This is a genomic window from Candidatus Sulfurimonas marisnigri (genome assembly GCF_015265475.1).
GTDB lineage: Bacteria > Campylobacterota > Campylobacteria > Campylobacterales > Sulfurimonadaceae > Sulfurimonas > Sulfurimonas marisnigri.
The window spans coordinates 1,986,360-2,013,343 of record NZ_CP054493.1 but is presented as its reverse complement, the minus strand read 5'-3'; the positions used below and the strand labels follow the sequence as shown (position 1 = coordinate 2,013,343).

Genomic DNA, 26,984 nt, shown 5'->3' with positions numbered 1-26,984 from the left:
ATTGTTAGATACGAGACGACATATAAGTAAGTTGATTGATCATGCTTATCATTTATCGCAAAAATTTGTTTTTATAGCATTTGGAGTATCATTTTTATTAGCTTTTGCTCTTGCGTTTATACCTACATATTCATTAAAGCAAGATGCTGTTTATACATTGTTTATATTACTCTTTGCAGCTGGACTTTGGGTAAGTGAAGCAATTCCGGCTTTTGCAGTATCATTGTTGATTATCGCATTGGAAATTGTTCTTTTGGGTTTTCCAAACTTTGATTTTGCTACCCCTTCGGATAATTGGAAAGTTTATCTACAACCTTGGTCCTCACCTTTAATATTTCTATTTTTAGCTGGTTTTATTATGGCAGCGGCCGCTTCTAAAACAAAGCTTGATATTTGGTTAGCTAAAAAAATACTTTTTTATGTTGGTGGTAAGCCTCATAATATAATAACTGGACTCATAGGTATTACATTTGTACTGTCAATGTTCATTTCAAATACAGCTACAGCTGCTATGATGATGACTATTCTTATTCCTATGTTAACACATATTAAAGAATCAAATCCATTTAAAAAGTCAATTTTTCTAGCTGTTGTGGTTGGAGCAAATCTAGGCGGTATGGCTACTATTATTGGAACTCCGCCAAATGCAATAGCCGTTGGTATATTGGGGCAAGATGCACCATCATTTATAGGTTGGATTGGTATGGCTTTGCCTCCAGCTTTGGTAGTTACTTTGATTTTACGCTTTGTAATACTTAAACTATATCCATCAAATCAATCTTTTATAGACTTTAAAATTATAAAAGAGGTAGAGCATTTTGATGATTCTACAAAGAAGTTTTCAAAGATACCAACAGTTCCTAGTTGGAAAAAAAATGTAACAATAACTATATTTACACTTACAATATTGATGTGGCTAAGTGGTCCTCTACATCATGTACCAACTACAGTTGTGTCTCTAATACCAATTATAGGATTTACTCTGTTTGGGATTATAGATGCTGATGATATATCTAGTATTAGATGGGATGTTATTATATTAATCATTGGCGGTCTAAGTTTAGGCCTAGCCGTATCAAAAACAGGGCTTGACTTATGGTTTGCTACACTTGTTTCAACAGATGGGTTATCGATACTTTTACTTATGTTTATTTTTTCATATTTAATTGTAGTTATATCAAATTTTATGAGCAATACTGCTGCTGCAAATATTATGCTTCCAATAGTGATAGCAATAGCAATAACAATAAGTGAACATTCAACTCAAATGGTTGTAGTAGGAGTTACATTGAGTGCTTCTTTTGCTATGAGCTTGGTAGTATCAACCCCACCAAACGCCATCATACATGCAAGCAAAAAAGTAGATTCTAAAGATTTCTTAATTCTTGGAGCTATTACAGCTCTTATCGGACCTGTTACTGTAATTGGATGGTTATATTGTATTGATATTATTTTTTAATACACAAGAAGAAGTAAGCCAAAGTGTTTAGAAAGAAAGAATGAAACTTACTACACAGCTGAGCCGCTAAAGTTTTGTTATGAATCATAATGATAGTAGGCATCTTAACATTCTCTATAACCTTAGCCATAGTGTACGTTTTACCGCTACCTGTAACACCTTCAAGAGTTTGGTTTAATTGTAGCATTTAGTTGTGAATGGTTTGTATTTGAGGTGATTTTGAAGAAGATGGCTGCTATTAGACTGCCGAGAAATCACGTAAGTCTAAGTTCTTATAGGCTACTTTAAACACCTCATATTACGGTATTTAAAGTTGTGTTTGTAATAACAAGTAAGTAATATATTTAGTTATTAGCAGATACAGTTGCTTTCTCATAATTATTGATAAGCTCTAAGTTATAAGTTGTAACCCATTTATGAAGAGATATTGCATCTAGTACCCACCAGACAAGCATTGCTAGTAAACCTATCCAACCAACTACTATAACCATAGTAAGAAAGCTTAAAATACTAATAATAAGCATAGTGGCACCATTACTTTTTCCCATATAAAAACGATGCGCTCCAAAAAATCCAAGAAACCACCACAATATATATGCTATAACAGCACTCTTTTTCTTTTCATCTAATCTCATTTGTTCTATATTTACGCTCATGTTTTTTATCCTTATATAATAAACTTTAACCATTGTTATTACTTTTTATGTATAAGTCAAGTTTAATATGTAGATATATTAAAAATAATTATAAATGTTACAAAAATAGACTTAATTATGATGAATCCATAAGGTTTATTCCAAATGATTTAGATCTTGTTAATAAAGATGCTTCATTGAACACCTAGCACTAAAATTAAGAAATTTATCTATTTATCTTAATCATATCCTAAAAAATATTATCCAATTTTAATAAGTAGCAAATTTTAATATGTAACTTGATAAAACTAATTATGAAATTTTCAAACTTAAAACTAACAACACCATATTTAAATCATAAGCCTATTTTTTACGAAAAAGTAGATCCAACACCACTAGATAAACCTTTTCTTATCTCTGCTTCACAGAGTGCTGCAAAACTCTTAGGAGTAGATGAAGATTTAGCTTTGGACGAAGAGCTGATTAATATTGTAAATGGAAAAACAAAACTAGAGGGAAGTGAGACTTTCGCGATGTGTTATGCTGGACATCAGTTTGGTCAGTTTGCAGGACGCTTAGGTGATGGAAGAGCTATAAATCTAGGCAAGATAAATGGACAAAACTTACAACTAAAAGGCTCAGGACTTACCCTTTACTCTCGTCATGGTGATGGTAGAGCAGTCCTTCGCTCATCCATACGTGAGTACCTTGCTAGTGAGGCAATGCATGGTCTGGGTATTGAGACTACTCGTGCTTTGGCTCTTATAGGAAGCGATACTGATGTGAGCCGTGAAAAATGGGAAAAAGGTGCCATAGTATTACGTTTGTCTCCCACATGGGTTCGGTTTGGAACGTTTGAGTACTTGAATGCTTATGGTGAACATGATAAACTTCAAGAACTTGCTGATTATGTTATCGATGAGAGTTTTCCTTATCTCAAAGGGAGTGAGGACATATACTTAAAGATGTATGCAGAGATAGTCAAAAATACAGCAACCACCATAGCCAAATGGCAAAGCGTTGGTTTCAATCACGGTGTTATGAACACGGACAACATGTGTATAGATGGGAGAACCATAGACTACGGTCCATTTGCATTTTTAGATGACTATGATCCAAACTTTGTATGTAATCAGACCGATACACAAGGTCTTTATAGTTTTTCAGGCCAAGTAGGAAGTGCTCACTGGAATTTAGATATGCTTGCTCGTACACTCTCCCCAATAATAGACTATACCTTGTCTGAAGAGGTACTTGATGATACTTTTAGAAGTACATATGAAAATGTCTATTCAGAGATAATGTATGAAAAAATGGGTCTGCAAACAAAACAAGATAATGATAAAGAACTATATCTGGGGATGCTTAGAGCATTAGGAAATGCAACAATCGACTACACAGAGTTCTTTAGAAAACTTTCTCGTTTTAACACAAACAAGTCAGATATCTTAGATATATGTGTAAATAGAGAACCTTTAGATAAGTGGTTAGATAGATATAGTGAACGCATAGAAAAAGAGGCTCTCAGTGTTGCTGAGCGACACGAGAAGATGCTAGCAGTAAATCCAAAGTATATACTTAAAAACCATATACTCCAAGAGGCTATAAAGAAAGCTGGGGAACATGACTTTAGCATGGTAAATGAACTGCTCAAAGTGGCTTTAGCTCCCTATGACGAACACTCTGAATTAGAACATTTATGTAAACCAACACCAATGAAGTCTAAGAATATTAAACTTAGCTGTTCATCGTAGTGTTAATCTGAAGGCACGAAACCTATTTATTTGTATATCCTTCAGCTATTTTTTTAAGAAAAAAAGTGTCATCTCCTCAATATTCAATTTAATGTGAATAAGTCAAATATGATGATACTTATATTTTGGAATATAAATTGCTATGATTATAAAAAAAAATTATAATTGGAGAGAATATGAGCCCTACAATAAGAAATTTACTGTTAACAACCTTTTCAATATTAATTGTTGTGTTTGCAGCAATATACTTTATACACAAAGAACATGAACAAGCAATAGTCCATACAAAAGAGATAATCAAGAAAGAACAAATAGATATAGTTTTTGCAAATAAAAAGATGCAATTAGAACAAGCTTTTAAAAAGATGTATGAGAGCGCTAGAACTATATCACTATTACCTTCTGTTAGAGATATTGATGGCGGAAATAGAAAAAGTGAAGATGAGGACATAGTAAAAGATGGCACATTCTCCGAAGATGCTTTTGCAACTGTTCAGCAAATATATAATGACTTGGTATCCAATGTAAACGTATCTGAAATTTATGCTATTGCTGATGGACTAAACTTTGAAAAAGGTGAGTTTCCTTTTTTTATGTTTGATTCTTTAGTTATGGGCAATGAAGAAGAAGAGGGAGAAAGCGCTGAAGTAAACCCAGATTTCCCAGAAGAAGCGGAAGAGGCTGAGTATATATACTATCCTATTCAAATAAACTATTTTAAAGAAAAATTTCCACTCTTTAACTATAAAACTTTAAATGATATTCCAGCGGTATTTTCACCACTTCTAAGGACTTGTGACAATACTCAATATCAATCAAAATCAACTGGAAATGTTCAAGAGAGCTACGGAATACTCTACTCTATACCTTTTTATAATAAAAAAAATGAGATAAAAGGAATTATTTCTATAATTTTTAGAAAAAATCTTTTAGAATCACTATTAGTAAATGTTCCTTTTATAATAATTACTGATAAAGATAAAAAAGAAGCAAAAGCACAAAACTTTGAAATGCCAAAAGAGCCTGTAAAATTTCTTATATATAATACAAAATATAATATTAACATTAATGATAGAAGAAATAAGAGTATTCTAAACTTTGCACAAAGCAAAGATAAAAATCCTGATAATTTTTACGAAACTATACTCAACACTACGGGTGATAGTGAATGGAAACTTTTTATGGAGATTCCAAAAAGCCTGTATGATAAAAATCTACAAAATGAAAATGATATTTATAGATTAAAAATTGGTGTGGTTGTATTTATCGGTTTTGTGTTAATAATATTTTTGATATACAGAACAAGAAAAATATCAAGTTATACAAATAAAGGAATGCAAGAGTTCGAATATATTGTAAAAGATATAGTTGAAGGCGAAGGAAATCTAAAAAATAGAATAAAAACATCAGGTGGAATAATCGGTCAAATTGCTGGACATTTCAATGATTTTATATCTGAAATCAGTAACATAATAAAATTCTCCAAAGAGAGTACTCAAAGATTAAAATCTTCAAGCCAAAATTTGACAAATGATGTAAGTAATCTAACTAAAAACATCTCTTTGCAGGTTGAAGAGACTACAAAAAGCAAAGAGATTTTATCTATTACTGATAAAAGTATTGAAGAGAGTTTTTTGATGACGAAGCAAAATAGCCATAGCCTTCAAGAGACATATTCCGTTTTAGATGAACTAGCACAAAGCCTAAAAAATGTAATGAGTCAAGTCGAAGCAAATAGCCATAAACAAAATGAGATGGCAGGATCAATGGGAGAACTAAACAAACAAGCCGATGAGATAAAACAGATATTAAATATTATAGGTGATATTGCTGATCAGACAAATCTACTCGCTCTTAATGCAGCAATAGAGGCAGCAAGGGCAGGTGAACACGGTAGAGGTTTCGCGGTAGTTGCTGATGAGGTAAGAAAACTAGCTGAGAGAACGCAAAAAAGTCTTGGTGAAATCAGAGCAACAACAAATGTCATTACACAAAGCATAAATACTGTAAGTGAAGAACTTGAGCAAAATTCACAAGAGATACTAGATGTTTCTAATCATGCAAAAAATCTTGTAGAAAAATCAGATAAAACAAAAAGTGAATTAACAAAAACAATTGAGAACACCACAGAGCTTATATCAAAAAACAATGAAGTCAAAAACAACCTCGATTTACTTATAGATAGTATTGAAAATATAACTGAGTTTGCACAAAAAAATAAAACTTCAAGTTTAGATATTCAAAATGTTGCGGATTTACTTAATAGAAGTGCAAATGAATTTGATGAAAAACTAAAAAAGTATAAAATCTAAATTTTTACTTTTTGTTTACAGTAATTGAGTGTTATCCGTCTTAGCACTTCTATGCATTTGCAAGATTATTGATGGCGACTTTATTAAAAATAACTCTTAATATGTACTTATTCTATAATATTTATATCTAACTATATCTTTGATAAAATCCATGCAAACTAGACATTTAAGGATGCAAATGATGACAAAAATTAAAAACCGCTGGCTAATGGTGATAGGCGCCATGGCAATTCATATGAGTATAGGCTCAGTATATGCATGGAGTGTGTATGTAAACCCTATACAGTCCGCAATGGCTTGGACACTCACAGATGTTACGATTACATTTTCTGTTGCCATCTTCTTTCTTGGCCTCTCTGCTGCTCTTATGGGAAAATTTGTTGAGAAAAATGGTCCTAGGGTTGCTGCCACGCTTGCTGCTGTTTTGTTTGGGCTAGGTACCATAGGCTCTGGAATGGCTATCCATTTTGAGTCTAAGATACTGCTCTATCTTACTTATGGTGTTTTAGGTGGTACAGGTCTTGGCATAGGATATATTTCTCCTGTATCGATGCTTGTAAAATGGTTCCCTGATAGACGTGGAATGGCAACAGGACTTGCTATTATGGGCTTTGGTTTTGCCTCCGCTATCTCTGGTCCTGCAATTAAAATACTAATAGATTCAGTAGGGATATCTTCAACTTTTTACATTTTGGGTGCTATTTACTTCGTCATTATGTTTAGCGCAGCACAGTATCTTGCTAATCCGCCAGAAGGATATATGCCAGAGCGTCTAAGTCATGCAATTGCCTCAGGAAAAAAGAAAATTAAAGAAGATTTAGTAAACATTACACGAAATGAAGCCGTAAAAACAGCTAGGTTTTATGGCTTGTGGATTATGCTTTTTATCAATGTAACCTGCGGGATTGCTATAATCTCTGTAGCATCTCCACTATTACAAGAAGTTATTGGTATTTCTGCCTTAGCCGCAGCTTCAGCAGTTGGGCTCATGGGTATTTTCAATGGTGTAGGAAGGATTGTTTGGGCAAGTATCTCTGATTACCTTACTAGACCTATAGTCTTTATACTTTTCTTTGTCACTCAAATTATTGCTTTTTCTCTACTCACAACAGTCACAAGCATACTACTTTTTCAAATACTTCTTTTTTATATCATGATGTGTTACGGTGGAGCATTTGCTTCTATCCCAGCATACATAGGTGATGTTTTTGGCACAAAAGAGCTGGGTGCTATTCATGGGTATATTCTAACCGCTTGGGCCTTAGCCGGGCTTGCTGGACCTATTATTATTGCTTACGTCAAAGACTCTACTGGTAGCTACACAGGCACACTTTATGTTTTTGTGGGTCTTTTCTTTATTGCACTAATAACTTCTATATTAATGCTTTCAAACATAAAAAAAATAAAAACAAGCCAAACACTAGCCTAACTTACTCACAGTCCTATAGCTCCATAGAGCCAAATAAGAGTCAAATCCTCTTATTTGGCTTGTAATCAAATTCTTATTAATTTTGGCAAGAGTGCCTATAATCTTCAGACTGATAATGATCATAGCAAAAAACAAAATACTCTACATGTAACACATTCTAAAGTTTTGTATCGATTACATTTTAATTGGAGAAGTCATGGCTTAATTAAGTCCAACTATTATGTATTTAATTTTGTTCTATCGGTAAGCTTACTCTAAATCTTGCACCAACATAAGATACACTTTCATACTCATACTCTATATTTTCAACGGATATATTACCGTTAATATTTTTAGTAATAATAGACTTTGTCATATGTAAACCTATCCCTGTGCCTTCTGATTCACTCTTAGTAGTAAAATATGGATCAAACACTTTATCTAAAATATTCTCAGGGATTCCTCCAGCATTATCCTTTATATCTATTATAGCTTTGTTATTTTCTTTATATATAGTTATAAATAATAATTTTTTACTATTCTCTTGAAATGAGACTAATGCATCTTTAGCATTTTTAATAATATTTAAAAGAGCTTGGATAAGTTCATTCTCTAATGAGGTTATTTCTATGTCTTGTATATCAAAAATGAGTTCAATATTATTTGCATTAAACGTAGACTTTAAAAGAGACATTGTTTTGTCCACACTTTTTTGTAATTTAAAATTAGTTGTTTCTTTATTTGGAGAAAAAAAGTTTCTAAAATCGTTTATAGTATTATTTAGGTTACTAACATACTTTTCAATATCTGAAAGTTGATTTAAAAAGTATTTTTGACTCTCTTCTCTACCTTCTTCACTCTCTAAATCAAATATTCCTAATTCTATTTTCATTTGTGCAGCGAAAGCTGCTGCAGATATTGCACTTAGTGGTTGTCTCCATTGATGAGCAATATTTCCTATCATATCACCCATTGAAGCCATCTTTACTTGTTGTTTTAGTTGTTTTTCATACTTGATTTTTAAATTTATTGTTTTTGCAATAGACTCTATCCTATACTTAAGTAGCTTTAAGTCTACAGGTTTTAAAATGTATCCATCAACTTGTAAATCAATTGCTTTCATAAAAAAATCTTTTTCACTATGTGCTGTAGTAAAAATAATATGTTGATCAAAACATATCTCTTTAATTTCTTTTGCCATATCTATACCATTCATATTAGGCATTTTAATGTCTGATATTACTAAATCTGGATTATGTTTTTTATATAATTCAAGTCCCTCTTGGCCATCAGTAGCAACAAATAATTCTTTTGCAAATCTGTTTATAAAAGTTGATAAACCATCTCTAGCTTCTGCTTCATCTTCTACGTAAAGTATTGTAATTTTATCTTCCATAATTAACCTTTTGATTGAGTTTTATCAAAACCCTTGCCCCTTCTAAAGTATTGGAAACTAAAATCTCACTCTCCATACTCTCTTCAAGAATCATTTTTGCTATGTATAGTCCCATCCCCATTCCTTTTCCTTGATCTTTTGTCGTATAGTATGGCTCAAACACCCTATCTAAAACATCATCTGGGATTCCTCCTGCATTATCATCAATTGTTATTTCACCGTTATTTAAAGTTATATTAATAGTTGGGTTATCTACACACTTTTCTGCAAGCTCATCTTTTGAGTTATTTAAAATATTTAAAATAACTTGTTTAAATTCACTTGCAGAACCATATACTTCAAAGTCACTGCCAAGAAGATTTAAAGATATTTTATAATCTTTAAATTGAGTTGCTAGCGCAGATATAATCTCTTCTATAGTGTTTTTAACAGAAAAATTCTCTTTTATTTTATCATTCTTTAAAAACTCACTAAACAGATTTATAGTTTTAGACATAGAGTTAATAATATGCTTGTTTTTATGCACAAAATTTGCTAAATACGCTTTATTTACTATGCCATCTTCGTACTCAAACTCCATATTTTGTATATTTATACTAAGTATGTTTAAAGGCTGTCTCCATTGATGGGCAATATTTCCTATCATCTCTTTTAAAGATGATTGTTTTGCTTCTTTATGAATTTTATACTCTTGTACAGCTATGCCTATTCTTTCTTCTAAATCTTGATTTATATTTTTTATCTCTAAAGTTGCTTTTTCTAAATCTCTATTACTCTTTTTTAAATTATTTTCAGAAATTTTCAACTTTTTATTTAAGACTCCAATATATACAGTATAAATAAAAATCATACTGACAATGATAAAAGTAGCAACAACAGCATATTTAAATTCTTTCCAAATAGAAGCTAATGTAACTTCCCCATAATGCTCATAAGGTTTTGCTCTTAATTGCATTAAAATATTGTGAATAGGAACATAGTCAAGAGGTACAGTCCAACCAGTATAGTTTCCTTTTATGGCAGCAATGTCTGAAGTTTTGATATTTAGCAGAGCTTTTACCATTTCGTTTGATACTTTTAAATCAGTATGTGGCATTGTTGCAAATGGCCATTCTGGGTAAAGTGCTGTAGAGTGCGGAAGAGCAAAGCCATCATTTTTTAGACCAATAAGTTTATAATCAGACTTTTTTATCTTTCCTTTACTTACCAACTTCTCTAGGTTACCTGTTCTTACAGTACCTATATCTGCTTTACCACTAAGAACAGAGTATACAACTGTTGTTTTTATACTATCTGGAGCAAAAACTACGTTTGAGGTTTTAAAAGGGTCTATCCCATTGTCTAAAAGCTCTTTGTGAGCCATCTGCCAACCACCAAAACCTTCTTTATTAACGCCCATTATGGATTTGCCTTTGAAATCTTTTAGAGAGTTTATATCATCCCTATCTGCCCTTGTGAAGAACACAGAAGAAAACTGTGTCAATCCACCATCTTCTCTTGTATTTATTAGTGTGGAAATTCTGCTAATCCCATATTCTTTTTCAAGTCTTGCATACGCTGTTGGGTTTGTTAAAACGAAATCTATTTTAGAATTTTTTACTACTTCTGTCATCTCATTAAATTTTGTTAAATATAAGGCTGAAATCTTATAGTCAGGAATAGCCTTATCTAATGTTTTGATAGTTTTATCCCATCTATTTAGAGCAAACTCCACCCCATTATATGCGAAAATACCTATCTTAATCTCTTTTTGTGCAAAAAGAGATGTTGAGAGAAGTAACATAATAAAAAGAAAAATATATTTTATATAAGGTCTTTTATCAATCATAATTTTTCATCCTCCTCTCTTTGTTCTTTTGTTGGCATTTCAATTGTAAACATAACACCATAGCAATCATTTAAGTCTGATTTTTGAATGTTAGATACTAATAGTTTTCCGCCCATATTATCTTCTATAATCATTTTTGACATATAAAGACCCATCCCTGTCCCTTTGTCTTTATCTTTTGTTGTAAAATATGGCTCAAACACTTTATTTATAATATCTTTATTTATTCCAGGGCCATTATCTTTAATTAGTATTTTATTGTCTTCTAGAATAATTTTTATTTCTGGTTCTTTTATATTGTTGTCAAGTAGAACATCTTTTGAATTACTTATTATATTTAAAATAACCTGCTGAAACTCATTATAAAATCCATTAACTATAAAGTCATCACCCATAACTTCTAAACTAATTCCATTATTTTTTAATTGTGCTTCTTGCAAAGATATAGTCCCTAATATAGCCTCTTTTACGCTAAAACCTTCTTTCTCTTTATCTACTCTAAAAAAGTTTCTAAAATCATCTATAGTATTGGACATAAAATTTATTGTTTTTAGATTTTTACTTGTATATTTATCCAGATACTCTTTATCAACTAAATTATCTTCATAGGCGTACTCTAAATTTTGTATACTTATACTTAAAGCGTTTAGCGGTTGTCTCCACTGATGAGCAATGGCACCTATCATCTCACCCATAGATGCCAATTTTGACTGCTGAAGAACAAGCCCATCTTTTAAGCGATTTTCCTCAACCTCTTTTTTTACTCTTTCTTCTAATTCGCTGTTTAGTTGTAATATTTTGTTAGAATATGCCCTATTATAAAAATAATATAGAATTCCAAAAAACACTATAAAGATAGCCAAAAGTATAAAAAACAAGAGATTTTTTTTATTTGATATATCTGTGGTATCTATTGATTCAAGTGATTTAAATAGTAAAAAATATCCAATAGTATTACCGTCTATGTCTAATAGGTTATAGTTAGTTAATAGATGTTTTTCATCTTTATGAATAAAATAGTCTTCCTTGTTTTTTATAAAGTTATCTACGCCTATTTTTTCTACAAGCTTTAAGAACTCTTTATTAGCGTTTGAATTTGCTACATAATAGTCTTCTATAAATAATTTTGAGTATGGTTTAGTGAGTTGTTTTTTATACCTTTTATCTGCTAAAACAACAAAGTCAATATTTTTATTTTTTAAACTTTCTGCAACTGAGTCAAAATTAGTAATAACTTCAAATAAGCCTATGAATTTTTGTCCATCGTAAACTGGAACAATAGCTTTAAAGGTCATATTAAATTTACCTACACTAATTGTAGTGGTAACTTTTGGTTCTTTCATTAATTTGGCCAAATCTCGTCTAAACCCTAATATATACTCACCTTTTCTTTCCATCCAACTTTTTAGAATACTTACTCCATCTTTTGATACAAGATGAAACCATGGTGTTTTAAATTTAGTGTGTTTTTTGATCATATCTGATATGCTTTTTAAATCTACTAGCTTATAGTTATTTTCACGCAGAGCTTTTATAAGCTCCTCTTTATGTGAAATAGCAATCGCCAATGCTAATGTTGCATCCATTTTTTCTGCAGTATGTAGTTTCGCACTATTTTTCATGGTTTCTGAAGAATTTATGTATTTTTGGCGTAGTAAAGCTTCTACTCTGTCATCCACAATGAGATTTGACATAAAATATATAGCACCTATGCCAACTAGTAAAATAAATATTACAGATTTTTTAAAGTTCATTATTCGATTTTGCCTTTGTAATTATGAAATATATAAATATCTATAAGTATAAAATATAATTTATGTAATATTAACAAAAAACAACTTCTTTCTTGTTGAACTATAATGAGAGGGGGGGGGAGGTGGTGGGATATACTGACATTATACCAACAAAACTAATCCGATATATAGTGTAGAAAATTAATTATAGTTTTCTATTTAAATGTTATAATTATTTTAGGAGAATCAAAATGAAACAATATTTAAGAACTATAAAAAAGCCTATAAAATTCATACAGTTGGACAAGATGGGAGAGATTATCAATCCAAAATTTATTTTGGGTTGTGTGAAAGGTTTATGCATATGAGTGATAAGTACGAAGTAATTACCTATGAAGATGTTATAGTTTTTAATTATTCACTACCCGGAGAAGATGTGGAAGAGCAGATTAATCGAGAAGTTACTTTAGTTTGGGAAGATACACTCGAAAAATTTTTCGAGGCATATAAACCGGAAAAAGCTTACAAGATTAATTCATTTGAAAAAGAAAAAGAAAAAAATAAGTTCATAAGTGATGTTGAAAATGAAACTGAGAAGATTATAGATGAAGTGGATGAGGAAATTGGTAGAAAAATGAAATTCGCATTCGACTACACTTCACCAACACATGAGGACTAAATAAGGTTTTAGGAGGGTGTTTCTTCTCATAGTTAAGTGAGTAATAACGCATCCCTTATCTGCATGTAAGCAATTAAAAACTCAAAAAACATTCGCCAAAATAGTTGCATAAACAGAAATAAAATCACAAAAATTGCTACAAACTTAATTTTCTGTTCTCTATTTAACAATTTCCATATTACTTCTTTCCCTTTTTCATATGAAGTGTTTAATAGTTTATATTTTCGTACAAGCCAAAGAAGTAAGAGCCATATACCAATAGGCAATATAAGTGCCCCTATATAATAAAATATTATTAAAGCCTCAATACTAATAAAGCTTTTAAAAGTAAGAAAATCCATTATGAGTGAGTGCTTATGTTTATTATATTTTTCATTGGGAAATTATAGCTAAAAGCTGTAAGTTGATGAGAAAGATGACGATATACTCTTTAGTAAGTAGAAAAAAAATATGAGGGTTGTTGTTTATGTTTGAAAAACACAGTTATAATATGAAACACACTGAGTCATAGATGAGAATAAAAAAGAGCAATTTCTATAAAGAGACTGGAAATCATGTTAAACGAGTCACAATATATTAATTAAAGCGGCAAACATTTTGACCCAAAATTGGCAACAATCTTTATGGATAATTTAGATAAATTTTTATAAATAAGAGATAGATATAATGATTAAAATGAAGTATTTTAAAATATATGGTGAGATAGTAATATCTCCAAATGTGATAAATAGAGCTTTAAAAGTTTCACTCATTGTTGGAACAATTCTAAACCTGATAAATCAAGGAGAAACTCTAGTTACATTGGATATTGCAAATCTAAATTTTATAAAGCTAGGTCTCACTTATTTAGTACCATATGGGGTAACAACATATACTGCAACTGCTATGAAAGTAGAATTTCTAATTGGAACAAAAGCAATTATTGATGCTGATTTAAAATGTGTCAAATGTGGATGCGAGATACATGTTAAGAAAAATGAACTCATACCAGAATGTAAAAAATGTGGAATTAAGACTCACTGGAAATTAAAATAAGTAATATATAAATCTCTTATCGGACTTTCTAGAACAAAACCATGAATTAACTAATGAATTTCAAACTCAAATATCAGAACTATCTTGGACTAGTTTTATCCTTTATGCTAGTTATGAGGTCTTGAACTAAATCTGTTGTTTGTAAAGCTCTTTTTCGTGTGCGATTAAAATATCTGCCAAAAAGAAGTATGCCTCTTTCCAAGCTTCGAGAACTTCATCTGTAGCTGCATCACCAAGAACATCTTTAACCGCACTAAGTAGTGAAATACCTACAATAGGATAGTGCTCAGGTTGAACTTTTACAAGGACATGCGTTTTTGCCATTTTTTCTACTGCTTTAGAGAGAGCTCCTAAGTTGTCGATATTTGCTGCATAGACACAAACAGCTCCAGCAAGTTTTTTATGTTGGTCAGGATCTGCATCTTTAAAAAATTCTTTTGTCTCAGGATGTGTTTCAAATAAAATTTCATACATACGTGTTGTTATTGCTTCTGCATTAGCAGCTGCAGAAGCGGCAGTTGCTTTTACTATTGCAATTGTACTTTGTGATAAACCCATTTTGTCTTCCTCTTTGTTCTTTAATCCCTTAATAGTTGCACTTCTAATGATAGAAATATAGTACATACTTTAATCAATGATGGCCTGAAAAATCAATTAAATTTATTTTTTAAGTTTGGATAATAGTCTAAATAAGTGAGAAGGTAGTATTCAAAATTAGCGCTTTTTTAAGCTTTAAGATTAATTTTTAGTTCAAAAATAATCTTCTAAAATATAAGGTACAATCCTTTAAAAATTATGAGGTAGTATTTATGCCAAAAACTCAGTTTGTATTTGAAGAAGTAAACGTCTTGGGAGAGTTCCTGGAGCCATGTAGTTTAGACCCTCTTACTGGCTTTAAAAGAAATGGAACTTGTCAAGTAACTCCAGATAATCAAGGAATGCATGCCGTTTGCATTTATGCAAGTAAAGAGTTTTTGGAATACTCAAAACGCACTGGGAACGACCTCTCGACCCCCATGCCTCAGTACAACTTCCCTGGAGTAAAACCTGGTCAGAGCTGGTGCCTATCGGGACTTCGTTTCGCTCAAGCAGTAAAAGACGGAAACGCTCCACAGATATTTATACACGCTACTCATCAGGCCATACTACAGTTGGTTGACTTGGAGACCTTAAAAAAACTTGCTATAGATTTATAGATTTATAGATTTATAGATTTTATAACAAAATTACGACTTCTAACCTTGCTCGACTATGATTGTTTTTCTCCTTTTATTGATTCATGCCTTAATATACCAGCTACAATTAAACCAAGCTGTTGTTTTATATACTATTAATAATTCATTAGATACAATTAATAATATTAAAAAACATAATGTGATAAGTTTAATTTTTTGCTTTCAAACTCAAGCAAAGAGTTTAGTTATATAAAACAGCAAGATGATGAAAGGTTTTATAATTATATGTTAGACATTAAAAATATTAAAATTTTGTATGTTGAAGACGATATAAATGCAAATGAAGAAGTGTCATACTTCTTGAAGCAATTTACAGATCAATTATATATAGCTTTTAATGGGAAAGAGGGTTTGGCTATGTTCAAAGAACACGGGCCAGATATAGTTGTTACAGATATTCAGATGCCTATTATGAATGGTATTGAAATGATTGAAAATATCAAAAAAATAAACAAAGATGTCTTCGTTATAGTTATAACAGCTTTTAATGAAACACAGCATCTTCTTCAAGCTATTAATCTGGGAATAAGTAAATATTTACTCAAGCCATTAAATCTAAAAGAATTTCTCTTGAGTGTTAGAGAAATATCTTCTAGACTTAATTATCAAACACTCTACCAATCGCTTGATAAAGATGGAGATATACTAGATGTTAACCAAGCGTGGCTGGACTACCTTGGCTTTACAAAAGAAGAAGTCATTGGGAAAAATTTTGCTGACTTTATCAGCAAAGAGTCCATGAAACAATTTGAAGGTAATTTTTCGCATTTAAAACAGTATGGACGTGTAGATAATCTTCGTTTTTTTCTCAAGAAAAAAGATGATACTTATGTTGACGTTATTTTAAATGGAACATCAAGTTATGATGAAAATGGTAAATTTATAAAAACGCATTGTGAGTTAAAAAATCTTAATATCCTTATAAATTTACAAGATGATGTAAACCAATTGTTATCAAACGAGAGGTATCTTAAGTCGCTTGTTAGTACTCATGTATTGGTTATTAGTGCTATTGTTAATGCGTTTAGTAAAGAGAAATTTCTACAAGATGTTTGCAATGCTTTTATAGAAAATGTTGAATTTAAATTTGCTTTTATAGCTTTATTGAAGCAAGAGAATAAACTAAAAGTTGCTTCACAATCTCTTCATGAGAAAATAGATGTTGTTCAAGTTATGGGTGAAGTATTTGAGATTAATTCAACAGGTGGTTGTCCTACATGTAGAGCTATAAGTGAAAAAAAGATGATTATTGTTGATGATATTGAAAAACTAGAGGAATTTCCTTTGAAGAAAATTTTTGTGCAAGAGGGTATAGAGTCAATAGTCTCTATTCCAATAGTACTTAAACCAAGCAATGAATTGATAGGTGTGATTACTTTAACATTTAAGAAAAAACATACTTTCCAAAAAGATGAGTTAGAACTTTTTAGTCATATATCAGAGACGATAGCCTTTGGTTTGCAAGCTATAGCGAACATAGAAGAAAAAGAAGAGTTACTAAAAGTACTACACACGCAAGCTACAACAGACTCTCTTACTCTGTGTGCTAACCGACACAAGGGAAAAGAATTTTTAAAAGATGAGCTTGAACGAGCAAAGAGATATGGTAGGACATTGGCACTCATCTATCTTGATATTGATGATTTTAAAAAAATAAATGACAAATATGGGCATGACATTGGTGATAAAGTTTTAGTAGAAGTCGCAAGCTGTATACGAGCTAATAAACGTTCTTCAGATGTAGGAGTTCGTTGGGGTGGCGAAGAATTTTTAGTGATATTGCCTGAAAATGATTGTCATGGTGCGGTAATCATGGCAGAAAAACTTCGTGGCGCATTTAGGGAGATAAAACTAGATAATGAGATAATTGTAACAGCAAGTTTTGGTGTTGTTGCGTTTGATGGTAAAGATGATTGGGATACACTTATAAGAAGAGCGGACAACCTTATGTATAAAGCTAAAAATAGTACAAAAGATAGCATTGTACATCAATAAAATTATACTTTAGGAAAAGGCTACATTATGATACGACTGATAGCTTTTATCTTATTGCTATTTAGCAATTTATTAGCAACAACTTATCATATTGCGTATGATTCAAGTGCTATGAGCAAATTTAGTAAAAAAGATATGATTATAGCTAGCGATGTTTGGTTAAAAGAGATTACCAAGGGGACTGGGTACAAACTTGATTTCAAATATTATGATGACATGTCAGAGATGGCGGCTGATATAAATGCAGGCAAATTGGATTTTATAACAGGTTTTGGCTTGAACTTTATAAAGTATTTTGACCTCTCAAAACTCGAGGATGGGTTTGGTTCTGGTTTTTTAAATGGTGAAAAAGAAACTTTTGTGCTGATTGTTAACAAAAAAAGCGGTATTGAATCATGGAGTGGACTAAAAGATAGAAAAATAGGTTTAGATGAAAACGATGAGATAGCAAAGCTTTATATACAAAGTAAAATGTATGAAACTTTTCAAACAAAAGAGATTAAGTTAGTTCCTATTGCAAGTCGTCAAAGAGCCTTGCTTAAGTTATTTTTTGGAAAAGTTGATGCGGTAATAGCCACAAATAAGTCATTTGATCTTATGAAAGAACTTAACCCTCAAGTTGAAAAAAAACTAAAAATAATTGATTACACGCAATTACAAGCAACAAGCTTTGGATTTTTTAGAAAAGGTATAGATGCTAAAATGAAAACTACTTTGACTAGCGTATCAAAAGGACTTGGAAATGATGAGCGTGGCAAACAACTTTTGATGTTATACAAATCGCAAATCATTGTAGAAACTAAACTTGAAGATTTGAAACCTATAAAAGATCTTTACGAAAAATCTTTTATTCTTAGACAGGAGAGCAAATGATAAAAGTTATATTAATTTCACTCTTTTGTTTTTTTGTACTCTTACCTGCAGATACACTTCATGTAGGCTCAGACGCTAGTTCCGTAAATGATGTAAATATAAAAGATATGACAATAGCTACGGATGTTTGGTTAAAAGAGATTGCAAAAGAGATAAATTTAGATACGAGTACCACAATATATGAAAACCCAGCACATATGGCACAAGATTTTGCAGATGGCAAGCTTGATTATGTAGCTGCTTTTGGTCTGGTCTTTGTAAAATATTTTGATTTATCTAAGCTCTCAGATGGTTTTGCTCAAGCTTTTTTAAATGGTGAAAAAGAGACTTTTGTCGTTGTAGTAAATAAAGAGAGTGGCATCAATACTCTAAGTGATTTGGAAGGTAAATCTATATCCATTCAAGAATATGATGAAGCAGCTAAGCTTTATATAGAGTATAAAATCAAGGAAAAACTAGAAAATCTCACTACAAAGTTTGAGACATATCCAAGCCGTCAAAGAGCACTATTAAAACTATTTTTTGGCAAAGTGAAGGCTGCTGTGAGCACAAATAAGTCTTACGCTCTTGCAACAGAGTTAAATCCCCAGATTGGACAAAAACTAAAAATTATAGAAATTACAAATTTACAAGCTACGACATTTGGTTTTTTGAGTAAATCTATGAACGAAAATACAAAAAAATTGATAAGTAATGGAGCGAAAAATATACACAAAACTAAAAGAGGGAGACAGCTTTTAACATTATATAAAACTGAGATGATCTCAGATTCAAAATTAGAAGACTTGAAGCCATTTCAGGAGCTTTACGACAAAACAAACCATCTTAACAAAAAAGGAAAATAGATGATAAAAAAACAAACTTTACTACTTTCAGTAGTCCTGGCAACTTCGCTATACGCACAAAGTGTGACACTTGATGAAGCTATAGCTATCGCTCTTGAAAACAACAAGCAGTTGAGGGTATCGGACATTTCTTTAAAGATAGCTGACACTCTTTATAATCAAGCTATGAGTGCACATTACCCAACTTTAGATGTAAGTGTAACTGCTATGAGACTTGATGAAGCACCCACTTTTGAGATGAGAGGGCTTGCAACGGTTGACAATACTGGAATAAAAAACTTATATAGTGGTCTTGGTGGAGCATACACGACTTTAGGTGCTACCGCTGGAGCTGTATCTGCTGACTCTGGGACACTAGATCTTGCTACTCAGGGAACTTTAAATGCTATTGCTGCTAGTGCTACTACTACTGGCACACAATTCTCAGCTGCAGCAGCAGCTATACCAGATCAAGGAAGTCTTCCAATAGACATGGAAGTTCAGATGATGGGGCGTGACACGGTTATGAGCCAGATTGATTTTATGTTGCCTCTTTACACGGGTGGAAAAATCACAGCTATTACGGAGCAAGCAAAAATAGGCAAAGCAATTTCACAAGAGGGAGTAGTGCGTACTCGTAACCAAGTTATATATGATGTAAAAAAGTACTACTACGGGGTTGTTTTAGCTAAGCGAGTTGAAAAACTAGCCTCAGATACTTTAGAGAGAATGAGCTTTACTCGTGATTTAACTTCACAGTTGTATCAAGGCGGCTCAATGAAAGTGAAAAAAACAGACTATTTACGTTCAAAGATGAGTGTAAATATGATAGAAGTTTTTTATGAAGACATTAAATCTAAAGTGGTTATGGCTAAGGCTGCTCTAGCAAATGCAATGGGCTACTCATGGGAGAAAGAGATAGATGCAACAGATGACAAACTCCCGGCACCAGTTATGGATAAGTCTATGAAGATGATGGTTCAAAAAGCGTATGAGTTTAATCCAGATTATAAAACTTTAAAGCTAGCTATTAAAGTTCAAGATGCAAAAATTGACGAAGCACAAAGTGGTTATCTCCCACAGGTTGCGTTTGTAGCAAGTGCCCAACACATGTATAATGACTACGAGTATGGTGTCATTAATGATACGAACAAAAACTCTTGGAGCATAGGAGTAGGTGTGCAGTGGTCACTCTTTAACGGTATGCGCACAACAAACCAAGTGCAACAGAGCAGACTAGAAAAACTAAAAATGCAAGAACAAGAGATACTTTTACAAGATGGCTTGGCTCTTCAAATCAAACAAGCCTACTTAGAGATGCAAAGTACCTATAATAAATATAAAGTTTTAGTAGATGCAGTGGAAGTAGCAAAAGAAAACAGAGATTTAAATACAAGAGCCTACCAAGAAGATATGGTTGAAACAAAAGATGTTATTGAGTCTCAGCTATTTGAAGCACTTACAGAGGCTGATTTTTACCGTTGTCAAAATGATTATGCACTGGCTCGCGCCAAATCTGATTTGATTGTTGGAAATGCCATAGAAGATTCTATAAACAAATAAGGCAACATGATGCACAAGGTACTCCAAATTTTTTTTATAATTCTTTTAAGCATGGGTCAATGCTATGGTGAAAAGACAGTTTATAAAGGAAGTATGGGCTATCTTGTGGATGGTCTTAATGATATAAAATATAAAGATGCCCGTTTGGCGTTTACGTTATGGATAAAAGATTTTTTAATTCTTGATGGAGTTCAAGCAGATATAACGTACTATGAAAATGTGGATGAGATGCTCGAAGACTATATAAACAACAAGTTTAATTACATGGCTGTAAACCCTTATTTTCTCTTAAAACATAAAGATATATTTTATGATAATACAAAAAATTTTTGGATGGTACAAAGAAGTTCAGAATTATTTGAAGAATATATAATCCTGGTTAGAGATGATGGAAAAATAAATACAATAAAAGATTTAAAAGCCAAGATTATAATGAGCCGTAGTGATGATTATATGGGTCGCATGGTAGTTGATTTTGAAATACTAAAAGAAGCACATACCACAGCAAAAAACTATTTTTCAGATATGGAGAAAACAGAAAAATTCTCTACTTCTATATTAAAAACATATTTTTCAAAGGTAGATGCATGTATTGTGCCATCGTATGTTTTTGCTGTTGTGTCTGAAATGAACCCAGATATTAGTAAAAAACTAAAGGTATTACACAAAAGTGAGAAAATTTTTCTATCACTTGTGGGAGGTTTTCATAACAATACTACTGAGGAAATGCTTGATATATTTAGTCTTAACATGGCAAGGAACAACAGTTCTGCACGCGGTCAAAACATTATGAGCCTTTTTAAAATGAAAAAAATATTACCATTGGCACAAAGAGATTTAAAGCCTTTGTTTGAATATTATGATGCGTATATGGTGCTCAAGCAAAAATATGAAGTTAAGATGGATTAATTTAATGAATTTGGAAAAAAATTTATTCAATAGTGAGAACGAGGAGCACTCGAAATCATTTGCACGTATGATATTCTTGTTCATCTTTTTGAATTATTATATTGCACATCAATGGCGTCAGCCATTAAGCGCAATGAAATTACAATTGAATCAGAATTTAAAAAAAACATTATTTAAAGAGGAATGGGTAAATGTTTTCAATTAATAGTCTATTTGCAAAGACATTTATTTTGATTGTAACAATTGTAATTGTAGTTGTAATACTCTTTAGTTACTCTATAATTAATAATCAGAAAAATGCCTTGATGAATGTTTTGTATTCCCAAGCTAATACGGTAGTAAGATCCATATCTCTTGTTACTTCGGATGCCATGGTAGTAGATGATGAAAGTTTTATTGTGGAACATGTACAAAAAGTACTTAAGGATAATAGTGAAATAAAATACATAATATTTAAAAAAAGAGGTGGACAAAGTATATACAGCGATTCTTCTAAATGGCTCATACTTGATGCTCTACCAAAGATTATTATCGACTTAGAGGCTGATGAAGTAAAAAGCAATAAAATAACAAGTGAGTTATACGATGAAAAGGTATATCACTTTAATTATCCTATCATGTTCACTGGTATAAAATGGGGGTGGATATCAGTAGGACTATCCTTGGAGCGATACAATAAAAATATGCAGAGTATTTATAGGGATAGTTTATTATTAGTATTAGGCATGCTTTTTGTTTCCATACTCTTTTCTTTCATGATTACAGTATGGCTAGTAAAGCCAATTTTGATACTAAATCGTGCTGCAAGAAATATTGCCGCTGGAGATTTTACTAATAAAGTAGATATATTACAAAAAGATGAGATTGGAGAGTTGGCATCAAGTTTTAACTATATGGTAGATGCTTTAAAAGCTTCAGATAAGCAACTCAGAGGCTATAACGATGAGTTGGAACAGCATGTTGCTGAGAGAACAGAAGAACTTAATCTCTTAAATAAACAACTTGACCAAAGGGTAAAAGAAGAGGTCTTTAAAAGAACAGAACAAGAGCAAATCCTTATCCAGCAATCAAGGTTTGCATCTATGGGTGAGATGATAGGAAATATTGCACACCAGTGGAGACAGCCACTCAATGCTCTTAGTTTATTGATGCAAAATATAGAGTTTGCGTATGAGAGCGATAGCCTCAATGAAGCATACATTAAACGTGTTGTAGAAAAAGGAAATAATCTGACCCAATCAATGTCGCAGACCATTGATGATTTCAGGAATTTCTTTAAACCAAACAAAGATACTGAAGTTTTCTCTTACGCAAAAGCTTATGAGTCAACAATGGATATATTAGGCTCAAGTATTGTAAGTAACATGATAGAAATAAATGAAAGTATTAATACAAACGTTTGTGTAAATGGCTTTAAAAGTGAATTTTCTCAAGTAATCCTAAACATTTTAAATAACTCAAAAGATGCCCTTATGGAAAAAAAAGATGGGAAGAGACTAATTAATGTTTCTATATATAAAGAAGGTGAGTTTGCATATTTTTCTATTGAAGACAATGCCGGTGGTATAAAAAATGAAATCATAGAAAAAGTTTTTGATCCTTATTTTACAACAAAAGATGAAGGAAAGGGCACAGGGATAGGTCTTTATATGTCTAAAACAATTATAGAAAATAATATGCATGGCAAGCTAAAAGTAAAAAATAATAATATCGGCGCTTGTTTTACAATCAAGATTAAACTAAGCCCTTGTGAAAAGAAATAATATGAAAAATAAATTTGATCTAGATATTTTGAAAAAATACACTGTTTTGTATGTTGAAGATAACAAAGAAATATCAGAAGAGATAGCTTTTTTCTTAAGTTTAAAAGTAAAGGAATTATTTATTGCGTATAACGGTGAAGAAGGTATAGATCTCTTTAAGCAGAATAAACCCGAGATAATCATTACAGATATACAGATGCCCATAATGAATGGAATAGAGATGATAAATATTATCAGACAAAACAATAAAGATATACCAATAGTTGTTACTACTGCATTTAATGAATCCGACTATCTTTTGCAAGCTATAAATCTTCACGTCGATGCTTATTTGATAAAGCCTTTGAACTTAAAAGAGTTTATGGAGAGTATAGGAAAAATAGTTGAACCTATGGAACTTAGAGTTCAGTTGGATGAAAATAATTACTATCTCGAACAGTTCAAAAATGCGGTGGAAGAAGCATCAATCTTTTCTACCTCTGATGAATATGGAAACATAAAAGAGGTAAATAAAAACTTTGAACTTATATCCGGGTATACAAAAGAAGAGCTTATAGGAAAGCCTCACTCTATAATAAGACATGAGGATATGTCAGCGGAAGTTTATGCAGATATGTGGAAGACTATCAAAAGTGGTAAAGTCTGGAATGGACTTCTTAAAAATAAAAAGAAAAATGCAAAAGCATACTATGTTATCTTGGAGATTAGCCCAATATATAATAAGGATGGCTCTTTTAGGGAGTATATAGGTATTAGAAATGATGTGACGGAGCTCGAAGAATATAAGAATATTTTAAAAAACGAGCTTGATACGACACATCAAAGTCTTGATGAAAATCTAAACTACACTCAGCAGTATGAAGATGCTATAAATGCAACTACAGCTATTATGAAAACAGATACTAAAAATATTATTACTTATGTCAATGAAAAATTTTGTGAGCTTAGTGGTTATGACAATGATGAGGTGGTAGGTAAAAATTGTCAAGAAATACGACATGAAAAATATAGAAAATTAGACAAATGCGAGCAACTAAAGGATGAACTTAGTAATAATAAAATAGTTCATGAGATTTTAACAAACATAACAAAAGATGGAGAAGAATATACGGTTGATAATCTTATTTATCCTATTGTTGGTTTGAGCGAAAACATTGTCGAACATATACATGTCATGCATGATTTAACCGAGATAATTAAACTCAATCAAGAGATAATTGACACGCAAAAAGAGGTAGTTCTCACTATGGGTGCCATAGGAGAGACAAGATCTAGAGAGACAGGTCTGCATGTTAAAAGAGTTGCAGAGTACTCTTATCATTTAGCAAAACTAATTGGATTGAGTGAAGAAGAGGCGGCACTACTTAAGCAAGCTTCACCTATGCATGACATAGGTAAAGTTGGTATCCCTGATAGCATTTTAAATAAACCAGGAATACTAACCTATGAAGAGTTTGAGGTGATGAAAACGCATGTTACAATAGGACATGAAATGCTAAAATACTCTCATAGAGCAATACTAAAAGCTTCTTCTATAGTTGCACTCACGCATCATGAGAAGTGGAATGGAACAGGGTATCCAAACGCTCTTAAAGGTGAAGAGATTCATATTTATGGGCGTATAACCGCCATTGCAGATGTATTTGATGCTTTAGGGCACGATAGAGTCTATAAAAATGCTTGGGAGTTAGATGATATTTTAAGCTTCTTCAAGAAAGAGAGTGGAAGTCATTTTGATCCTAAACTAGTAGAACTATTTTTTAATCATTTAGAAGATTTTTTAGAGATTAGAAAAAGCATGAGAGACGATGTCTGTGAAATAACAAAACTATAACTGTAACTATATAGTTGCTGGTTATAAATATAAATAATACGCTAATTAAGCTAGCAATAACAACAAGCAGAGCTTTGTCAATTTTTTTCAACTTCTGATATAATAGGTAAATATTATTTTTAGTTAGTATGAAAGTTTATGAATAAAAAAATTATAACTGCAGTAAGTGTAGTAATTATCAATAATGATAAAAAAGTTTTGATAGCTAAGAGACCATTAGGTAAGGTTATGCCAAATAGATGGGAGTTTCCTGGTGGTAAACTTGAAGGTAATGAAACATTGCAAGAGTGTGGCATTCGTGAAACTAAAGAGGAGTTGTCTCTTGATGTAAGTATAGATGAATGTCTTGGGTTTGAAGAGATTAACGTCAATGACACAGACTTCTGTTTACATATTTATACAGCTTATAAAACAGATGAATGTCAGATACTAAAATTAAATGTTCATACAGCTGCTGTATGGGTTGATATTGCTGAACTACCTGATTATGATTTTCTAGGAGTAGATTTGCCGTTTATAAAAAAATTAAAGGAAATAAATGTATAAATTAATTTTAGTAACAATCTTATTGTTTTTTTCTGCATCAGCTAATGCTTTAGAAAGTTTAAAATCATTGTCACAGCTAAAAGAACATCATATAATTTTTTTAGTTTTTGAAAAAAATGGCTGTCCTTGGTGTGTAAGATATAAAAGTGAATTAGATTATATAATCAAACAAAAATATAAAACAGATATAAAATTTTTTAAAGTTCAAAAAGGAAGTGAGATATCTTCACAATTAAGAAAAGAATTTGGGCATAAAATAATAATATATCCTATGACATATATTCTTAAACTAAATAGTAACAAAGAATCAGAAATAGTTCATGAAATTTATGGATATCAAACTGTGGAATACATAGAAGATATTTTTCAAAACGAACTTTTTATAAAATAAAAACTTCTCCCACTCATCAAGACTCTGAATTCTTGATAAAAAAAGACATATAAAATGTTAGTTAATGTCATATAACTAGACCATAAAGCAGGGGAAATAATTTAACTATGGTTTTGTGGATTGGTTTAGATTATGAGTTGGTGGAGCTGTGGAGAATCGAACTCCAGTCCGAAACCACGCTACTCCTAACGTCTACATGCTTAGAAAAGCCGTTTAAGTTTAATCTTGCTTCACACAACTTGCAAAGCTACACAAGACGATCCTCTAGGGTTCATTATATGCACGAGGCGGACATATAGTATATCTACATAGGGGTTATACTTCGAATCCTATTTATCTAGAGTCCATAGGTGAAGCAGCCCGTCCTCTAAGAGGGGGTAAAACTTATGCTACTGCGTAAGCTGGGCGGTAATTTGTATTGTTTGCGTTTAAGCAATTTTGAGCCGTATAACGGAAATGCTCAGTCCGACATGCAGTTAAAAGCTACTTGATCCCGTCGAAACCAGGTCAGCCCCAAATATGCCCAATACAATAAGCATTGAGAATTATATCAAAGATTAAGTTTACAATATATTAATGTTAAAGTGATTTTGAATATAGGGTGGTGGCCAATCTCGGAATCGAACCAAGGACACACTGATTTTCAGTCAGTTGCTCTACCGACTGAGCTAATTGGCCACGGTAAATATTTGTAAGTTAAAAAGGTTCTTTAAAAAAACGGTGGTGGCCAATCTCGGAATCGAACCAAGGACACAGTGATTTTCAGTCACTTGCTCTACCGACTGAGCTAATTGGCCATCTTTTAAAGAGCG

At 31.8% G+C, this 26,984-nt stretch carries 22 protein-coding genes, 2 tRNA genes, 1 other RNA gene and 1 pseudogene; 16 read left to right on the top strand and 10 right to left on the bottom strand.

All coding sequences use genetic code 11. The features are described 5' to 3' along the window. Position 1: 1 nt before the first annotated feature. Entirely contained in the window at positions 2-1,459 is a 1,458-nt protein-coding gene (locus HUE87_RS10155) for an SLC13 family permease (RefSeq protein ID WP_194366277.1), read from the top strand. 4 nt (positions 1,460-1,463) lie between these two features. On the opposite strand, the pseudogene HUE87_RS10150 reads toward HUE87_RS10155, so the two are convergent. Together HUE87_RS10150 and HUE87_RS10145 are read right to left on the bottom strand one after the other, a co-directional pair. Next, a pseudogene (locus HUE87_RS10150) lies at positions 1,464-1,646 on the bottom strand (DEAD/DEAH box helicase family protein); the annotation flags it as partial. 157 nt (positions 1,647-1,803) lie between these two features. Beyond that, positions 1,804-2,115: a TM2 domain-containing protein gene (locus HUE87_RS10145; protein ID WP_194366275.1), complete on the bottom strand. Its 312-nt coding sequence runs from the start codon at positions 2,113-2,115 to the stop codon at positions 1,804-1,806. 293 nt (positions 2,116-2,408) lie between these two features. On the opposite strand from HUE87_RS10145, the gene HUE87_RS10140 reads away from it, so the two are divergent. From HUE87_RS10140 to HUE87_RS10130, 3 genes are all read left to right on the top strand, one after another. Continuing rightward, positions 2,409-3,848 carry a protein adenylyltransferase SelO gene (locus HUE87_RS10140; protein WP_194366274.1) on the top strand — a complete coding sequence of 480 codons (1,440 nt, stop codon included), beginning with the start codon at positions 2,409-2,411 and terminating at the stop codon, positions 3,846-3,848. A 176-nt stretch (positions 3,849-4,024) separates the two neighbouring features. Beyond that, positions 4,025-6,160 carry a methyl-accepting chemotaxis protein gene (locus tag HUE87_RS10135; protein WP_194366273.1) on the top strand — a complete coding sequence of 712 codons (2,136 nt, stop codon included), beginning with the start codon at positions 4,025-4,027 and terminating at the stop codon, positions 6,158-6,160. Positions 6,161-6,338: 178 nt separating this feature from the next. After that, on the top strand, positions 6,339-7,589 hold the full coding sequence (locus tag HUE87_RS10130; RefSeq protein WP_229855130.1) for an L-lactate MFS transporter: 1,251 nt from the start codon (positions 6,339-6,341) through the stop codon (positions 7,587-7,589). Positions 7,590-7,815: 226 nt separating this feature from the next. On the opposite strand, the gene HUE87_RS10125 is transcribed toward HUE87_RS10130, so the two are convergent. The 3 genes from HUE87_RS10125 to HUE87_RS10115 are packed head-to-tail and all read right to left on the bottom strand — an operon-like array spanning position 7,816 to position 12,546. Then, positions 7,816-8,964 carry an ATP-binding response regulator gene (locus tag HUE87_RS10125; protein ID WP_194366272.1) on the bottom strand — a complete coding sequence of 383 codons (1,149 nt, stop codon included), beginning with the start codon at positions 8,962-8,964 and terminating at the stop codon, positions 7,816-7,818. Beyond that, positions 8,954-10,792, bottom strand: a complete 1,839-nt coding sequence (locus tag HUE87_RS10120; protein ID WP_194366271.1) for a sensor histidine kinase — start codon at positions 10,790-10,792, stop codon at positions 8,954-8,956. Before HUE87_RS10120 ends, HUE87_RS10125 begins: the two co-directional genes overlap by 11 nt. Then, the gene (locus tag HUE87_RS10115) at positions 10,789-12,546 is read right to left on the bottom strand and encodes an ATP-binding protein (protein WP_194366270.1); all 1,758 of its coding nucleotides are present in this window, start codon (positions 12,544-12,546) and stop codon (positions 10,789-10,791) included. The genes HUE87_RS10120 and HUE87_RS10115 overlap by 4 nt, the downstream gene beginning before the upstream one ends. A 343-nt stretch (positions 12,547-12,889) precedes the next feature. Between HUE87_RS10115 and HUE87_RS10110 the strand changes: the two genes are divergently transcribed. Then, positions 12,890-13,204 carry a hypothetical protein gene (locus HUE87_RS10110; protein WP_194366269.1) on the top strand — a complete coding sequence of 105 codons (315 nt, stop codon included), beginning with the start codon at positions 12,890-12,892 and terminating at the stop codon, positions 13,202-13,204. A gap of 32 nt (positions 13,205-13,236) precedes the next feature. Here the strand turns inward: HUE87_RS10110 and HUE87_RS12945 are convergent, their stop codons facing one another. Next, positions 13,237-13,545 (bottom strand): DUF4282 domain-containing protein, encoded by a 309-nt coding sequence (locus HUE87_RS12945; RefSeq protein WP_194366268.1) that lies wholly within the window; start codon positions 13,543-13,545, stop codon positions 13,237-13,239. A 334-nt stretch (positions 13,546-13,879) separates the two neighbouring features. Here HUE87_RS12945 and nrtS point away from each other — a divergent pair, with 334 nt between their 5' ends. Further along, a complete protein-coding gene (gene nrtS / locus HUE87_RS10100) occupies positions 13,880-14,239 on the top strand; it encodes a nitrate/nitrite transporter NrtS (protein ID WP_229855129.1) in 360 nt (119 codons plus the stop codon). A gap of 126 nt (positions 14,240-14,365) precedes the next feature. Here nrtS and HUE87_RS10095 read toward each other — a convergent pair whose 3' ends face one another. Next, positions 14,366-14,797 carry a globin domain-containing protein gene (locus HUE87_RS10095; protein ID WP_194366266.1) on the bottom strand — a complete coding sequence of 144 codons (432 nt, stop codon included), beginning with the start codon at positions 14,795-14,797 and terminating at the stop codon, positions 14,366-14,368. Between the two features lie 251 nt (positions 14,798-15,048). Here HUE87_RS10095 and HUE87_RS10090 point away from each other — a divergent pair, with 251 nt between their 5' ends. The 10 genes from HUE87_RS10090 (at position 15,049) to HUE87_RS10045 (ending at position 26,172) form a co-directional block, all read left to right on the top strand. Beyond that, positions 15,049-15,435, top strand: a complete 387-nt coding sequence (locus tag HUE87_RS10090; protein WP_194366265.1) for a DUF2237 family protein — start codon at positions 15,049-15,051, stop codon at positions 15,433-15,435. Between the two features lie 264 nt (positions 15,436-15,699). Then, on the top strand, positions 15,700-17,469 hold the full coding sequence (locus HUE87_RS10085) for a diguanylate cyclase (protein ID WP_194366264.1): 1,770 nt from the start codon (positions 15,700-15,702) through the stop codon (positions 17,467-17,469). Positions 17,470-17,496: 27 nt separating this feature from the next. Next, a complete protein-coding gene (locus tag HUE87_RS10080; protein ID WP_194366263.1) occupies positions 17,497-18,342 on the top strand; it encodes a PhnD/SsuA/transferrin family substrate-binding protein in 846 nt (281 codons plus the stop codon). Continuing rightward, on the top strand, positions 18,339-19,187 hold the full coding sequence (locus HUE87_RS10075; protein ID WP_194366262.1) for a PhnD/SsuA/transferrin family substrate-binding protein: 849 nt from the start codon (positions 18,339-18,341) through the stop codon (positions 19,185-19,187). The genes HUE87_RS10080 and HUE87_RS10075 overlap by 4 nt, the downstream gene beginning before the upstream one ends. Then, complete coding sequence (locus tag HUE87_RS10070; RefSeq protein WP_194366261.1) at positions 19,188-20,729, top strand: TolC family protein; 1,542 nt, start codon at positions 19,188-19,190, stop codon at positions 20,727-20,729. Between the two features lie 51 nt (positions 20,730-20,780). Beyond that, on the top strand, positions 20,781-21,638 hold the full coding sequence (locus HUE87_RS10065) for a PhnD/SsuA/transferrin family substrate-binding protein (RefSeq protein WP_194366260.1): 858 nt from the start codon (positions 20,781-20,783) through the stop codon (positions 21,636-21,638). Between the two features lie 191 nt (positions 21,639-21,829). Next, on the top strand, positions 21,830-23,401 hold the full coding sequence (locus HUE87_RS10060) for a sensor histidine kinase (protein WP_194366259.1): 1,572 nt from the start codon (positions 21,830-21,832) through the stop codon (positions 23,399-23,401). A gap of 1 nt (position 23,402) precedes the next feature. Next, positions 23,403-25,235, top strand: coding sequence for a PAS domain S-box protein (locus tag HUE87_RS10055; RefSeq protein ID WP_194366258.1), 1,833 nt, complete (start codon positions 23,403-23,405; stop codon positions 25,233-25,235). Positions 25,236-25,373: 138 nt separating this feature from the next. Next, positions 25,374-25,781, top strand: a complete 408-nt coding sequence (locus tag HUE87_RS10050; RefSeq protein ID WP_194366257.1) for a (deoxy)nucleoside triphosphate pyrophosphohydrolase — start codon at positions 25,374-25,376, stop codon at positions 25,779-25,781. Continuing rightward, positions 25,774-26,172, top strand: a complete 399-nt coding sequence (locus tag HUE87_RS10045) for a hypothetical protein (protein WP_194366256.1) — start codon at positions 25,774-25,776, stop codon at positions 26,170-26,172. Before HUE87_RS10050 ends, HUE87_RS10045 begins: the two co-directional genes overlap by 8 nt. 138 nt (positions 26,173-26,310) lie before the next feature. Here HUE87_RS10045 and ssrA read toward each other — a convergent pair. From ssrA to HUE87_RS10030, 3 genes are all read right to left on the bottom strand, one after another. After that, positions 26,311-26,687: a transfer-messenger RNA gene (gene ssrA, locus HUE87_RS10040) on the bottom strand. Between the two features lie 87 nt (positions 26,688-26,774). After that, a tRNA-Phe gene (locus HUE87_RS10035) sits at positions 26,775-26,850 on the bottom strand. A 43-nt stretch (positions 26,851-26,893) separates the two neighbouring features. Next, positions 26,894-26,969: transfer RNA gene (locus HUE87_RS10030), tRNA-Phe, on the bottom strand. Positions 26,970-26,984: the final 15 nt, after the last annotated feature.

Excerpts from the sequence above, each read along its gene's own strand:
- HUE87_RS10095 (WP_194366266.1), bottom strand. The coding sequence starts at position 14,797 with ATGGGTTTATCACAAAGTACAATTGCAATAGTAAAAGCAACTGCCGCT.
- HUE87_RS10145 (WP_194366275.1), bottom strand. The coding sequence starts at position 2,115 with ATGAGCGTAAATATAGAACAAATGAGATTAGATGAAAAGAAAAAGAGT.
- HUE87_RS10045 (WP_194366256.1), top strand. The coding sequence starts at position 25,774 with ATGTATAAATTAATTTTAGTAACAATCTTATTGTTTTTTTCTGCATCA.
- HUE87_RS10085 (WP_194366264.1), top strand. The coding sequence starts at position 15,700 with ATGTTAGACATTAAAAATATTAAAATTTTGTATGTTGAAGACGATATA.
- HUE87_RS10110 (WP_194366269.1), top strand. The coding sequence starts at position 12,890 with ATGAGTGATAAGTACGAAGTAATTACCTATGAAGATGTTATAGTTTTT.
- HUE87_RS10115 (WP_194366270.1), bottom strand. The coding sequence starts at position 12,546 with ATGAACTTTAAAAAATCTGTAATATTTATTTTACTAGTTGGCATAGGT.
- HUE87_RS10065 (WP_194366260.1), top strand. The coding sequence starts at position 20,781 with ATGGGTCAATGCTATGGTGAAAAGACAGTTTATAAAGGAAGTATGGGC.
- HUE87_RS10070 (WP_194366261.1), top strand. The coding sequence starts at position 19,188 with ATGATAAAAAAACAAACTTTACTACTTTCAGTAGTCCTGGCAACTTCG.
- HUE87_RS10090 (WP_194366265.1), top strand. The coding sequence starts at position 15,049 with ATGCCAAAAACTCAGTTTGTATTTGAAGAAGTAAACGTCTTGGGAGAG.
- HUE87_RS10135 (WP_194366273.1), top strand. The coding sequence starts at position 4,025 with ATGAGCCCTACAATAAGAAATTTACTGTTAACAACCTTTTCAATATTA.
- HUE87_RS10055 (WP_194366258.1), top strand. The coding sequence starts at position 23,403 with ATGAAAAATAAATTTGATCTAGATATTTTGAAAAAATACACTGTTTTG.
- HUE87_RS10075 (WP_194366262.1), top strand. The coding sequence starts at position 18,339 with ATGATAAAAGTTATATTAATTTCACTCTTTTGTTTTTTTGTACTCTTA.
- HUE87_RS10130 (WP_229855130.1), top strand. The coding sequence starts at position 6,339 with ATGATGACAAAAATTAAAAACCGCTGGCTAATGGTGATAGGCGCCATG.
- HUE87_RS10080 (WP_194366263.1), top strand. The coding sequence starts at position 17,497 with ATGATACGACTGATAGCTTTTATCTTATTGCTATTTAGCAATTTATTA.
- HUE87_RS10050 (WP_194366257.1), top strand. The coding sequence starts at position 25,374 with ATGAATAAAAAAATTATAACTGCAGTAAGTGTAGTAATTATCAATAAT.
- HUE87_RS10060 (WP_194366259.1), top strand. The coding sequence starts at position 21,830 with ATGTTTTCAATTAATAGTCTATTTGCAAAGACATTTATTTTGATTGTA.
- nrtS (WP_229855129.1), top strand. The coding sequence starts at position 13,880 with ATGAAGTATTTTAAAATATATGGTGAGATAGTAATATCTCCAAATGTG.
- HUE87_RS10140 (WP_194366274.1), top strand. The coding sequence starts at position 2,409 with ATGAAATTTTCAAACTTAAAACTAACAACACCATATTTAAATCATAAG.
- HUE87_RS10120 (WP_194366271.1), bottom strand. The coding sequence starts at position 10,792 with ATGATTGATAAAAGACCTTATATAAAATATATTTTTCTTTTTATTATG.
- HUE87_RS12945 (WP_194366268.1), bottom strand. The coding sequence starts at position 13,545 with ATGGATTTTCTTACTTTTAAAAGCTTTATTAGTATTGAGGCTTTAATA.
- HUE87_RS10125 (WP_194366272.1), bottom strand. The coding sequence starts at position 8,964 with ATGGAAGATAAAATTACAATACTTTACGTAGAAGATGAAGCAGAAGCT.